The sequence below is a fragment of the Myxococcus sp. AB036A genome (assembly GCF_006547355.1).
GTDB lineage: Bacteria > Myxococcota > Myxococcia > Myxococcales > Myxococcaceae > Myxococcus > Myxococcus virescens.
Map to the genome: position 1 here is coordinate 1 of NZ_VHLC01000163.1, position 12,271 is coordinate 12,271.

Annotated in this window: 11 protein-coding genes; 7 read left to right on the forward strand and 4 right to left on the reverse strand. The window is 70.1% G+C overall.

The features are described 5' to 3' along the window. Positions 1 to 251: 251 nt before the first annotated feature. From FL344_RS36575 to FL344_RS36590, 4 genes are all read left to right on the forward strand, one after another. Positions 252 to 1,361: a M50 family metallopeptidase gene (locus FL344_RS36575; protein WP_228565630.1), complete on the forward strand. Its 1,110-nt coding sequence runs from the start codon at positions 252 to 254 to the stop codon at positions 1,359 to 1,361. A gap of 125 nt (positions 1,362 to 1,486) precedes the next feature. Continuing rightward, complete coding sequence (locus FL344_RS36580) at positions 1,487 to 2,497, forward strand: thiamine pyrophosphate-dependent dehydrogenase E1 component subunit alpha (RefSeq protein ID WP_141588828.1); 1,011 nt, start codon at positions 1,487 to 1,489, stop codon at positions 2,495 to 2,497. A gap of 3 nt (positions 2,498 to 2,500) precedes the next feature. Next, positions 2,501 to 3,559 (forward strand): alpha-ketoacid dehydrogenase subunit beta, encoded by a 1,059-nt coding sequence (locus FL344_RS36585; RefSeq protein WP_011554560.1) that lies wholly within the window; start codon positions 2,501 to 2,503, stop codon positions 3,557 to 3,559. Positions 3,560 to 3,767: 208 nt separating this feature from the next. Beyond that, the gene (locus tag FL344_RS36590) at positions 3,768 to 4,169 is read left to right on the forward strand and encodes a GNAT family N-acetyltransferase (protein ID WP_225887811.1); all 402 of its coding nucleotides are present in this window, start codon (positions 3,768 to 3,770) and stop codon (positions 4,167 to 4,169) included. A gap of 45 nt (positions 4,170 to 4,214) precedes the next feature. Here FL344_RS36590 and FL344_RS36595 read toward each other — a convergent pair whose 3' ends face one another. Next, positions 4,215 to 4,580: a TIGR02266 family protein gene (locus tag FL344_RS36595; protein ID WP_216608601.1), complete on the reverse strand. Its 366-nt coding sequence runs from the start codon at positions 4,578 to 4,580 to the stop codon at positions 4,215 to 4,217. 208 nt (positions 4,581 to 4,788) lie between these two features. Between FL344_RS36595 and FL344_RS36600 the strand changes: the two genes are divergently transcribed. Next, positions 4,789 to 5,664: a hypothetical protein gene (locus tag FL344_RS36600; RefSeq protein ID WP_141621763.1), complete on the forward strand. Its 876-nt coding sequence runs from the start codon at positions 4,789 to 4,791 to the stop codon at positions 5,662 to 5,664. A gap of 123 nt (positions 5,665 to 5,787) precedes the next feature. After that, positions 5,788 to 7,062 carry a GDSL-type esterase/lipase family protein gene (locus tag FL344_RS36605; protein ID WP_141621764.1) on the forward strand — a complete coding sequence of 425 codons (1,275 nt, stop codon included), beginning with the start codon at positions 5,788 to 5,790 and terminating at the stop codon, positions 7,060 to 7,062. 14 nt (positions 7,063 to 7,076) lie between these two features. Here FL344_RS36605 and FL344_RS36610 read toward each other — a convergent pair whose 3' ends face one another. Together FL344_RS36610 and FL344_RS36615 are read right to left on the reverse strand one after the other, a co-directional pair. After that, entirely contained in the window at positions 7,077 to 7,790 is a 714-nt protein-coding gene (locus FL344_RS36610) for a hypothetical protein (protein WP_141621765.1), read from the reverse strand. Positions 7,791 to 7,823: 33 nt separating this feature from the next. Further along, on the reverse strand, positions 7,824 to 10,493 hold the full coding sequence (locus tag FL344_RS36615; RefSeq protein ID WP_141621766.1) for a phosphoenolpyruvate carboxylase: 2,670 nt from the start codon (positions 10,491 to 10,493) through the stop codon (positions 7,824 to 7,826). A 251-nt stretch (positions 10,494 to 10,744) separates the two neighbouring features. Here FL344_RS36615 and FL344_RS36620 point away from each other — a divergent pair, with 251 nt between their 5' ends. After that, entirely contained in the window at positions 10,745 to 11,239 is a 495-nt protein-coding gene (locus tag FL344_RS36620) for a hypothetical protein (protein ID WP_141621767.1), read from the forward strand. A gap of 6 nt (positions 11,240 to 11,245) precedes the next feature. Here the strand turns inward: FL344_RS36620 and FL344_RS36625 are convergent. Then, the coding region (locus FL344_RS36625) for a DUF3516 domain-containing protein (RefSeq protein ID WP_141621768.1) at positions 11,246 to 12,271 on the reverse strand (1,026 nt) is incomplete at its 5' end.

Consider the following 12,271-nt stretch of genomic DNA (forward strand, 5'->3'; position numbering starts at 1 on the left):
GTGGGGACGCGCGGGGGCGCGCGGGGGAAACAGGGGTGTTTCGAGACTCTATCTCACTTCTCGTGCTTCGCGAGGCCCTGTCCCCACATCCACGCCGCGCCGGGGAAGACGCCCCAGCCGGCATGTCACTGAAGCCATGTCACGCCAGTGTCATGGCCCGCATGGAGCTCCGCGTCATTCACCCGGGGTCCGCCGCGCCTCTCCCCCTTCGCCGGGCACGGTGCGAGTGTGCCCGTTACAGTCGGGTGTCCATGCGGCCCCACTTCCACGTGGCCGGCTTTCCCGTCCGGCTCCATCCGCTCTTCTTCGTCGTCTCATTGATGACGGGCTGGACGCTCATCTCCGAGCCCGCGCGCCTCGCCTTGTGGGTGGGCATCGTCTTCGTGTCGGTGCTGCTCCATGAACTGGGGCATGCGCTGGCCTTCCGCCGCTACGGCTGTCCCGCTCAAATCGAGCTGCACGGCATGGGCGGCACCACCCAGACCCACGACGCCGCGCACCTCACGCACCACCAGTCGGCCTTCGTGAGCTTCGCCGGGCCGGGCATTGGCTTCCTGGCGGGAGGACTCATCTGGGGCCTGTCGCAGCTCGTTCCCCTGGGTGAGCCGGGCGGACTGGCGGACCAGGGCGTGCGGCAGTTCCTGTGGGTCAACATCGGCTGGGGACTCTTCAACCTGCTGCCCATGCAGCCGCTGGACGGTGGACATCTGCTGGCGGACCTGGTGCGCGCCCGCAGCGGCTACCGCCACGAACGGGCGGTGCTCGGCGTGGGCATCGCCACGGCGGTGGTGGTGCTGGGGCTGGCCATCTGGTCGAAGCAGCTGTGGATGGGGATGCTGGCGATGGTGCTGGGGGTGATGAACCTCGAGCAACTCCGCCGCATGCCGAAGCGGCGCCCCGCCGAGCGTCGGTTCACCCTCCCCCGCGCGGTCCGCAAGCCCCAAACGGCACCGGCGGGCGCCATCTCCATCGAGCAGCTGATGGACGAGCTGCGCGGAACGCCCCGCTCCCCAGGCGCGGCCGACGCGGATGATGACCTGGAGGGCCCTCACGACCCGGCCCTGGTGGGCGAGATGCTCCTGGACAACGGGCTGCCGGAGCTGGCCGTGGGCTCGCTCCAATCCGCCTTCACGCAGGCGCCCCTGCCGCGCACCGGCCATGCCCTGGTGCTGGCACTGCTGCACACCGGCCGGCTCCAGGAACTGGCCTCGCTGCTGGACAGCTCGCACGCCCGGCAACTGTCCGAGGACACCCTGGCCCTCATCTCCGAGCATGCCGGGACGGCCCGCGAGGCCACACTCACCGAGCGAATTACCGCGCTGCGGCACGGGCGGACTCCTGCCACGGATGAGCCCCGCTGATTGCCGCGCCGCGCCAGAAGGTGCTCTCCGCCTGACGTCCCGACAGGCGGCCCATCAACTGCCTTGAGCGGGAAGCACGTATCCGGGTTATAGGGGCGTCCCCTCCAGCCAGAGGAAGGTCGCGCGTGTCTCGTCCCCGACTCATCAAAGAATCCTCAGAAGCGTCCGCGCCGCTCGAGCGGGAGCTGCTGGTCCGCATCCATGACCTCATGGTGAAGACGCGCGTTCTCGAGGAGCGCCTCATCCAGATGTACAAGCAGGGCCACGGATACTTCTGGATTGGCGGCCCCGGCGAGGAGGCGTTCAACGTCTCCCTGGGCCTGCTCATGAAGAAGGGCCAGGGCCCCGACTTCGACTATCTGCATGCGCACTATCGGCAGTCCGGCACCCTGCTCGCGCTGGGTGAGGAGCCCATCGGCTCCCTGCGGCAGATGAAGAACACGGCCACGGACCCGTATTCGGGCGGCCGCAACTTCGCGGGCCACTACTCCGCCCGGAAGTACAACGTGGCGCCGGTGTCCTCGCCCATCGAGGTCCAGTACGCCATCGCCCCGGGCACGGCCATGGTGCAGAAGCGCCACGGCGGTGACGGCATCACCATCGTCACTGGTGGCGACGCCGGTACGGCCGAGGGCGATTTCGCCTCGTGCCTGGTGTGGAGCAGCCGCCCCGTCAACCCGCTGCCCATCCTCATCATCGTCACCAACAACAAGTGGGGCATCTCCACGGCGGCGGAGGGCCAGCACGGCGAGCAGCGCATCAGCGACCGCGGCAAGGCCTTTGGCATCCGCAGCAAGACCATCAACGGCAACGACGCCGTGGAGGCCTACACCGAGCTGCGCGAGGCCATGGCCTACGTGCGCACGGAGCGAAAGCCCTTCCTCCTGGAGGCCAACGTGTCGCGCCTCTACGGCCACTCGTCCGCCTCCGGTGCCAACTACGTGAGCAACGAGGTCGACTGCCTCACGGACTTCGAGGCGAAGCTGGAGAAGGACGGCGTCCTGACGCGAGAGCAGATGGACGCGCTGCGCAACAGGTACACCGAGGAGATGGCCGCCGCCGCCCGACAGGTGCGCGACGAGCCACAGCCCGACCCCGAATCCATCTGGAAGCACATCTACGCGGAGGACAAGTAACCCATGGCGAACATGGCACAGGCCATCCGCATGGCCCTGCACTACGCCGAGGAGCACCTGGGCGTCACCGACATCTTCGGTGAGGACGTGGGCGCCCCCCTGGGCGGCGTCTTTACCTGCACGCAGGGTCTGAAGACGACGTGGAACTCTCCCCTGGACGAGCGCGGCATCATCGGCGCGGCCATGGGCATCGCCATGGCCGGCGGACGGCCGGTGGCGGAGATCCAGTTCTGCGACTACGTCTACAACACCATCGACCTGCTGAAGCTGGCGGGCAACACCAGCTGGTCCACCTTCGGTGACTGGAACCTGCCCATGGTGGTGCGCACGCCGGTGGGCAGCGGCATCCGCGGGTCCATCTACCACTCGCACTCGTTCGACGCGACGATGACCCACATCGCCGGGTGGAAGGTGGTCATGCCCTCCACGCCGCTGGACGCGTACGGGCTGCTCATCACCGCGTGCCAGGAGAAGAACCCCGTCATGTTCCTGGAGCCCAAGGCGCTCCTGCGCGTGAAGGGCGAGGAGCGCATTCCGGGCGAGCCGGAGGATGACCGCGCGCTGTCGAAGCTCATCGACGCGCCGCTGGGAGACCGCTCCCAGTGGAAGCCGCAGTGGCCTACGGGCCTGGAGGCGTACGCGGTGCCCTTCGGCAAGGGCAAGATTGTGCGCGAGGGCACGCAGCTCACCGTGGTGAGCTACGGCCGCACCCTGCCCCTGTGCACGAAGGCCGCGGAGACGCTGGCCGCGGACGGCATCAGCGCGGAGGTCATCGACCTGCGCTCGCTGTGGCCGTACGACTGGGAGCTCATCAAGGCCTCCGTCCAGAAGACGGGCCGCGTCCTCTTCGTCAACGAGGACACCGAGGTGACGAACTTCGGCGAGCACCTGGTGCGCCGCACGGTGGAGGAGCTGTTCTACTCGCTGCTGGCCCCGCCGCGGCTGCTGGCCGGCAAGTTCCTGCCGGGCATCGGCCTGGCGGACGCGCTGGAGATGGCGTCGGTGCCGCAGCTGGGTGACATCACCACCGCCATCCGGTCGCTCGCGGGCGAGCAGCCGTAAGAGCGACACCCACAATTGCCTGCTCGTGAGCCCCTTGTCTCACGAGGGAAGCACCCCGGGCCGCCATTCCTCTTTGGAGGGATGGCGGCCCATTCGTTAGACTCCAAAGGCTTTGTCACAGCCAATCTTCCGGACAGCCACTCCCGTCGCTGGCGCTGATGCGCCGGCCTTCCGTATCCGCCGCGCCCGCCGGGGTGACGCCGAAGCCATGGCGTCGCTCCTCAAGGAGCTGGGCTACCCCCAGGGGACGGACCAGCAGACGGTCCACTGGGTCGTCAGCCATCCGGAGATTGAAATCTTCGTGGCCGGCGACCCGCAGGACCGGCCCGTGGGCATGGTGTCCTTCTCCCACCGTCCCCAGCTCCGGCTGCGCGGACGCGTGGGCACCATCGACGAATTGGTGGTGACGGAGACCTGGCGTCGTCGCGGCGTGGGCCGCGCGCTCATCCGGCAGATTCTGGAGCGCTGCAAGGTGCTGAGCGCGAAGCAGCTCCAGCTCGTCTCACCCATGACGACGACGCCGGAGACGCGCAACTTCTACACGGCGTGTGGCTTCACCGAAATCGACTCGGGCGTGTTCCGCCACGTCGATACGGAATCCCAGCGCTGACCGCGGCGAGGCGGCGGGCACCATCCTTCGCGGTGCCCCTGTCCGCTAACGCTTGAAGCTGTCCACCACGCGCTGAAGCCGGGCCCGGTCCTCGTCGCTCATGTCCGTGAAGCGCACGCCAATGGCCTCGGCCTCGTCGCGCACCCAGGCGATGACGCCGGTGAGGTGGAACTCCTCGCCTTCAATGGCCATGGACAGCCGGACGTGGGAGCCCACGTCGTAGGACTTCCGCGTCAGCAGGCACAGGCCGCCCGCGGAGATGTTGATGGAGTACGCACGCAGCGCCCGCGCCGCGTCCTGCGTCTGGTTGAAGCGAACCTCGAACCGCGCCGCCACACGCTCATCCGCCCGCCGGTTCGCGTATGCGGCTGGATCCCCGTTCTCCATGTCATCCGCCGCCTTGGTTGTCATACGCACCCGATAGCCCCCACGTTCGACGCTCCTGGCGAACACCACGCTGCTTCCCACACCCACAGCTCCACAGGGCGACGCGCCAGGCCAACCTCCAGGCCCTGGGCGTCAGCCAAGTGTCCGCTGCTTTCCACGCCTGATTCAAGAGGCCCCCTCTATCGAATTCGGGTGCCTATGTCCTCGGAGACTTCCCCGGGAGAGCTCTGGAATGCGTGTGGACCGCCTCTATGTGTTGACTGGAACCCTGGCTTTGGCCCTCTGGGCCGCGGCCTGCAACGGCGGCAACGGGCCGGGCCCCGGCGGCCAGGAGGACGCGGGCATCGATGGAGGCGGAACGCCCACCGGGGACGGTGGCGGGACGGACGCGGACGGCGGCGCGCGGGACTTCGCCTGCAACGTGGCGCAGCAGGAAGGCTGTGCCGACGGCCAGGACTGCTACTTCGCGGACCTGGCGGACGGCGGCACCGGCAGCCGCTGCTTCGAAGCGGAGTGCGACGTGGTGGCCCAGGACTGCGCCCAAGACGAGCGCTGCACGTATGCGATGGAGAATGGCGTCACCCAGCGGCGCTGCGTGGCCCCGGGCACCGCGGACGAAGGCGCGCCCTGCACACTGGCGCCCGGTGACGGAGGCCTAGCCTACGACACCTGCCGGCAAGGATTGTTCTGCCGCGAGGCGCCTGACGGAACAGGGAGTGGATTCACCTGCCAGCGCCTGTGCCATGCCACGACCCAATGTGGGAACGCGAGCGAGTGCAATACCGTGCTCCGCCTGGAAGGCACCGACGAGCTGCCGCTGGTCTGCGGCCCGCCGTCCAGGGTGTGCAACCCCTTTGGCGATGACTGCGAAGCGCCACTCAGCTGCTACCCGTCCACGTCAGGCCCGCTGTGCGCGGGCAGCGGCAATCGAACGGAGGGGCAGTCGTGCGACTTCAGCAATCAATGCGCGCCGGGAAGCGCGTGTGTGAATGCGGGAGGCGGCCTCACCTGCCGCCCGCTCTGTCAGCCCGGTGGCACGCCCGCCTGCTCTACGGGCAGCTGCCGCGCATTGGATGGCAACCCAGGCGTGGGGGCTTGCGTCCCTTAGACAGCAGGCCGGTCGCTGTGGCGGGCGGCCAGGCAGACGAGGCTTCGGAGGAGGAGGGTTCCCAGACGGCCGGCTGGCAGGGCACGGTGTGGTGTGCATCCTGCAAAGCCGGGAGGGATGGGAATGGGAATGAAGCCTGTGTGGCGGAAGGTCATCGTGTGCGCGAGCAGCGCGCTGCTGGCGTGTGCTGGCAGCGTGACGGACTCACCCGACAGTGACCTGCCCCCAGAGGACGACAGCCGCGCTTCCACGATGGAGCAGAACGCGCCGGACGCGTCACTGGAAGTCGCGCCCGTGTTGGTGCTGAACGACGGGCGGCAGGTGCAGGCCGTGCCGCCCTTCGCGCCGCCGGCGACTTCGTTCCAACCGGGCTTCCATCAAGCGCTCCGCGCGTCCCACTCCGCGGGAAGCGTGACGACCTTCCGCATGCGCGTGCCGGTGGCGCGTGACGGCGGGCGCATCCGCGTGACGTTCCGCTCGGGCGACGGAAGCATGACGCTGGTGCGTGCCACCGTGGCCCAGGCGGGCGCCAATGGAGCGCTGGCGTCCCCGCCGGTGACGCTCTCCTTCGATGGCGCGGAGGGCTTCACCGTGGGCGCGCGCTCGCGGAAGACGTCGGACCCGGTGGACTTCCCGGTGGCGTTCCGGGACGAGCTGGCCATCACCTTCGAGGTCCGTGGCGCGCTGGCGGCCAGCGCCATCAGCGCCTTCCCAGGCAGCTTCGCGCGCGCGGGGAACCATGCGCTGGTGACGGGCGCGCTGGGCGGCACCCTGTTCGACCGCGCCGTCGGCGTGGCCACCGTCGACGTGGAAGGTCCCACGGGCCGCGCCTTCGTGGCCATTGGCGACAGCATCACCGAGGGCTACATCGACACGAAGAACGACACGCGCAACGCCTGGCCGGCCAAGGTGGAGGCCGCGCTGGGCGTGCCCGTGGTGAACGCGGGCGTGAGTGGCCAGGGCTTCTACGACGCGCTGGCGCTGCTCGACGGCGAGGTGCTGGCGCTCCAGGGCATCACCGACTGCATCGTCCTGCTGGGCACCAACGACCTGGGCGACAAGAACTCCCTGTCCGTCATCCAGGCGCGGATGAACACGATGCTGGGCCGGCTCGCGCCTTTCTGCCGCACCTGGGTCAGCACCCTGCTGCCCAAGGAGAAGTCGAACTACGCGCCCTACGAAGTGGTGAAGACCCAGCGGCTGGAGCTCAACTCGTGGCTCCGCGGCGGCGGCGCCGGCCCGGACATCATCGACCTGGAGGCGGTGACGCGCCAGCCCGCGAACGTGCACCTGTTCCTCGACGGGCTGGAGGTGGACGGCATCCACCCCAGCATCGAAGGCCACCGGGTGATGGCGGACGAAGTCGCGCGCGTGCTGCGCGAAGAGGGCGGCCTCTAGCCGCGCCCCCGCGCTCAGCCCTGGCGCGAGCCGAGCACGCCGTGGAGCACCAGCAGCTCCGCGAGCCCCGGCGGCGCCAGAATCCAGTCGTCCTCCGTGGGCACCCAGCGCACCGGGGCCCCGGCCCCCTCCAGCAGGCGGTTCACCTGGAGGAGCAGCGGCTCGAAGGTGGAGACGGGGGCCTCGCGGCTCCCCTCCGGTGCCGGCACGTCCTGTCCACCGGGCTCCAGGCGGAAGGCGGCGCGGCCTGGCTGGGGCGTCACCTCGAAACCGGGCAGGTACGGCTGCATGGCGGCCTGGAGCCGCTCCAACAGCGCGCCGTCCTCGTAGGGGTGGGACAGCTCCCAGTCGAAGAAGGTGGGCAACTGCGCGAGCAGCTCCAGGTGCAGCGGGTTGGCGCGGCTCTGCCGCCAGTGGTGCTCGGCCAGGTCATAGGCCGTGGCGGGCACGCGCAGCTCGTACTTCTCCAACTTCGCGAGCAGCTCGCCCATCCGCTCCACCAGGTCCGCGGGCGGCTCGGCGCGGGACACCCAGCCCCAGTCCGCCACCGACTGCCCGCGCCGCTGGCCTTCCACCCGGTCCCCTTCACGCAGCTGGAGCTGCGGCTCCGGGGCCTCCTCCTCCGGGTACAGCCCCGCGTGCAGGAGCGGCCCGCCCGATTCGGGCCGCAACCGCGCGAAGCGGTGCGCCGGGTTGACCTCCACCACGCTGAACGTCTCCCTGGCCATCGCCGTCTCCTCGAATGTCCGACGTCGCGGAGCCTACCCGGTGTTGCGCATGCCGGCGGCGATGCCGTTGAGCGTGAGCAACAGTGGACGATCCACCTCCGCCTGGCCCTCGCGCTTGCGCTTGAGCAGCTCCACCTGGAGGAAGGACATGGGGTCCACATAGGGGTTGCGCAGGGAGATGCTGCGCTGGAGCTGCGGGTTGTTGTCGAGCAGCTTCGACTCGCCCGTCAGCTGCTTCACCTGCCTGCGCGTACGCCGGTGCTCCTGCTGGATGCGCCGCCACACCGAACGGGTGGCGGGCGGCGCCAGTGACGCGTAACGCCCGGCGATGGCCATGTCCGACTTCGCCAGCACCATGGTGACGTTGTCGATGACGGCGCGGAAGAAGGGCCACTCCTGGTACATGCGCTTGAGCTGCGCCGCCCCACCCTCCTCCTTCGAGAAGGCCTCCAGCGCCGAGCCCACGCCGTACCAGCCCGGGAGGATGGCCCGGTTCTGCGTCCAGGCGAAGACCCACGGAATCGCGCGCAGCGTGTCCAGGCCTCCCGCCCTGCGCTTGCTGGGACGCGAGCCGATGGGCAGCGACGCAATCTCCTCCACCGGCGTCGCGGCGGTGAAGAACTCCAGGAACCGCGGGTCCTCCCACACCAGGGCGCGGTACGCCTTGCGCCCCGTCTCCGCCAGCGTGTCGAACACGGTGCGGAAGGTGCGCTCGGCCTCGGGCTCCGGTCGCGGCTGCGCGTCCAGCGTGTGCAGCAGCACGCCGCCCAGGATGAGCTCCACCGTGCGCCGCGCCAGCTCCGGGCGCGCGTACTTGTGGTCCAGCGCCTCGCCCTGCTCCGTCGCCTTGTAGCCACCCGCCACCGCGCCCGGCGGCAGCGCGAGAATCGCCTCCTGCGCGGGGCCACCGCCACGCGCCACGGACTCGCCGCGGCCGTGGAAGAGTCGCAGCGGGACACCCGCCTCGCGAGACACCTCCGTGAGCGCCACCTGCGCGCGGTACAGCGCCGCGCTGGCTGCCAGGAGCCCCACCTCCTTGCCGGAGTCGCTGTAGCCCACCATCACCTCCTGGCCACCGCGCACGTCCAGGTGCTTGCGGTACTCCGTGTCCGCGAAGAGCGTGCGCAGCACGTCCGGGCCCGAGTCCAGCGCGCCCAGCTGCTCGAACAGCGGCACCACATCCGCCGTGGCGCAGCCCCGCTTCTCGTCCCACAGGCCCGCGTGCTTCAAGCAGCGGAAGGCCGCGAGCACGTCCTCGGCGGTGCTGGCCATGCTGAGGATGAGCGTGCGGCACGCGGGCTCACCCGACTCCGACTGGGCCTCCTTCAGCCGCGCCAGCACCTCCAGGAGCCGCGCCCCACCTTCCGTCGGCGCCGGGCCCCCGTTGAACGAGCCCGCCGCGCTCACCGCGTCCTCGGCCGGCGCGCGCACCTCCAGCTCCGCCAGCGACAGTCCCAGCGCGAGCACCCGCTCCCGGACCTGCCGCACGTCGCGAAGGCCCGCATGCGTGCCCTTCGACGCCTCCAGCGCGCGGCCCAGCACGTCCAGGTCCGCCAACAAGGACTCCGGCGTGCGGTAGGCGCCCTGCGGCATGGGGACGCTCGCCCCGGCGCGCTGCTGCGTCACGTAGTGGAGCGCACGATGCAGCCGCTCCTCCATGAAGCGCAGCTTGTGCCGCAGCGGCTCGCCCGGGGTACGGGGACCGTAGCGGCGCTCGGTGTCGGGCAGCTCCTCCGCGTCCTTCGCCACCGAGCTCAGCAGCTCCTCGGACGGCTTCGCGTGGCGCGCCGACTGGGACAGCCGCCCGCCCAGCCGCTCCAGGTCGAGCAGCAACCGCCGCAGTCCACGGGCCCGGTGCGCGCGCAGCGTGTCCGCGAACACGTCGGGCGTCACCAGCGGGTTGCCATCCATGTCCCCACCCACCCACGAGTGGATGCGCACGGGCGTGTCCACCGGCCCCAGCGGCTCGCCGTAGGCACGCTCGAAGGCCCAGTCCAGCAGCTCGGGGAGCAGGGACAGCTCGTCCGCGAGCACCTCCTCCACGTACCAGAGGACGTTCTTCACCTCGTCACCCACGGTGGGGCGCTCGCGGCGCAGCTCGTCCGTCTGCCACAGGAGGGTGATTTCCTCGCGCAGCAGCGCCAGGTTCACCGAGGACTCGCGCGGCGTCAGCTCGCAGCGGTCCCGCTCCTCCAGCAGGCCCGCCATGCGGTAGAGCTTCTCCAGCAGCGTGCGGCGCACGGCCTGCGTGGGGTGCGCGGTGAGCGTCAGCGTCACACGCATGGTGCGCATGGCCTCGCGCACGCGCTCCGCGGGGATGCCCGCTTCCTTGAGCACTTGCAGCGTGGCCTCCAGCGAGCCGCGCTGGGGCCTGGCGGACGCGACCTCCGCGTGGGTGCGGGCGCGGCGGATGCGGTGGTGCTGCTCCGCCAGGTTCACCAACTGGAAGTAGACGGAGAAGGCGCGCAGCACCGGCTCGGCCCGCTCCAGCGGCAGGCGTTGGAGCACCTCCGCCAGCTCGGCCGCCACCGCGCGCCGGCCGGCCACGGGGCCTCGGCGGCGCTGGATGGCGAGGCGGCGCACTTCTTCTTCCAGGTCGAAGAGCGCCTGCCCTTCCTGTTCGACGAGGACTTCTCCCAGGAGCCGGCCAAGCAGGCGGACATCCCGGCGCAGCGGCTGATCCACGGCACGCAGTCGGGCCATATGGTGCGACGGTAGCCGCTGAGCAGCGAACTGGCCCGCATTTCCGCGCGAGAAAGTGACGTGCGCCCGCGAATCACGGCGATGCGTCTGTCATTCCCGACCGACTCGGCCCCGAAACACGCCAGCACGCGCCACCGCCCGAAAGCCACCCGGCCCCGTGGCTCCTGAGCCACACACCCGCCCGGTCCAGGCCTTGCACAACAGGCCTCCCGTGAGCCGCGAACGACACCGCGGCCGAGGAGCTTGTCGCCATGTGGACGATGCGGGGGGGGAAGGTGACGTTGCTGTGTGGCTGGCTGGCCGCGCCGGTGGCCCTGGCCGAGACGGCGATGCTCGACAGGGTACCGAGGGAGGCGAGGGCCGCGCGTGGCGCGGAGCTGCTCCCCTCCGAGCCGATGTTCCCCGACGCGGGCCCAGGCGAGGTGGACGGCCCCGTCCTTCGCTACGCGGAGCCGGTGTCCTGCCCCGCCGCGCCCGAGGGCCGGGTGTGGGTGGCGGAGACGCAGGCGTGCGACGACGCCGGCTGCGAGTCGCTCACGACGGTGTGGGCGGGCTCGTGGACCGTCGAGGACGCGGGGCTGGAAGTGCGCTGTGAGACGGACCGCGTGGTGCTGGCCGCGGGCGAATGGCGGATGGTGCTCACGCCAGGCGCGGGCGGCGGGCTGGAGGTGAGTGAGCTGACGCCGCCGGAGCCCGAGTCGCTGTCGGCGGCGCGTCCCTCGGAGACACCGGCCTCCGAGGACTGAGCCGGGCTACACGCCGATGCGGCGGAGCATCAGGATGGGGCCTTCATCCAGGCGCCTGTCCCGCAGGTCGATTTCGCAGTCAATCATCCAGTCGCCGTGCCCTTCCGGGTCGATGATGCGCTGCTGGGTCTCCCACAGCCGCGTGCCGGACTCCTTCAGGAAGGTGTTGGCGGGCTTGCGCGCCTGGGGCGTGAGCACCACGACCTTGTGCTCCTCGAAGTACGGCGCCATGGCCTGCTCCAGCTTGGGGGCCGTCCATTCGCCCAGCGCGTTGTCCAGCATGGCCAGCGCGTCCATGTAGCGCTTCTGGCCCAGCGCCTTGAGCAGCCGGTGCAGCTCCTCGCGCACGCGCGCGGCGAAGGCCTTCGGGTCGTCGGTGAGCTCCTTCGGCTTGAGCTCCACCACCGGCTTCGCCTCGACGGCGGCGTCCGGGTTGCGCATGCGCTCCCACTCATCCAGCAGGCTGGAGTCCACCTGCCGGAGCGTGGCGCGCAGGTGGTCGATGAAGTCCTCCACCTCCTCCGTGCGGAAGCGCTCCGGCACCGTCTGCACCAGCGTCTTGTACGTGTCATTCACGTACCGCAGCAGCACGCCCTCGCTGCGCTGCAGGCCGTACTCACGGATGTAGTCCGGGAAGGACATGAACCGCTCGAACATGTCCCGGACAATGGACTTGGGCCGGATGTTCTCCTCGCCCACCCACGGGTGCTTCTGCGCGAACTTGTTGAAGGTGCCGTAGATGAAGTCGCGGTTGGGCTTGGGCCACTCGAGCTTCTCGAGCTCCGCCATGCGGTCGTCGTACTCCACGCCCTGCGCCTTCAGCTCGTTGATCTTCTCGCCCTTGAGCTGGTTGAGCTGCGCGTAGAGCACCACGTCCGGGTTCTCCAGGATGGCCTCCACCAGCGACACCACGTCGAGCGCGTACGTGTCCGTGGTCGGGTCCAGCAGCTCCAACGTGTCGAGCAGGTACAGCGACAGCGTGTGGTTGAGGCTGAAGTCGTGCTGCATCTCCCCCGCCACCTTCACCGTGGC

Coding starts and splice junctions, on each gene's coding strand:
- FL344_RS36590 (WP_225887811.1), top strand. CDS start 3,768: ATGGCGTCGCTCCTCAAGGAGCTGGGCTACCCCCAGGGGACGGACCAG.
- FL344_RS36620 (WP_141621767.1), top strand. CDS start 10,745: ATGTGGACGATGCGGGGGGGGAAGGTGACGTTGCTGTGTGGCTGGCTG.
- FL344_RS36605 (WP_141621764.1), top strand. CDS start 5,788: ATGGGAATGAAGCCTGTGTGGCGGAAGGTCATCGTGTGCGCGAGCAGC.
- FL344_RS36600 (WP_141621763.1), top strand. CDS start 4,789: ATGCGTGTGGACCGCCTCTATGTGTTGACTGGAACCCTGGCTTTGGCC.
- FL344_RS36615 (WP_141621766.1), bottom strand. CDS start 10,493: ATGGCCCGACTGCGTGCCGTGGATCAGCCGCTGCGCCGGGATGTCCGC.
- FL344_RS36575 (WP_228565630.1), top strand. CDS start 252: ATGCGGCCCCACTTCCACGTGGCCGGCTTTCCCGTCCGGCTCCATCCG.
- FL344_RS36585 (WP_011554560.1), top strand. CDS start 2,501: ATGGCGAACATGGCACAGGCCATCCGCATGGCCCTGCACTACGCCGAG.
- FL344_RS36610 (WP_141621765.1), bottom strand. CDS start 7,790: ATGGCCAGGGAGACGTTCAGCGTGGTGGAGGTCAACCCGGCGCACCGC.
- FL344_RS36595 (WP_216608601.1), bottom strand. CDS start 4,580: ATGACAACCAAGGCGGCGGATGACATGGAGAACGGGGATCCAGCCGCA.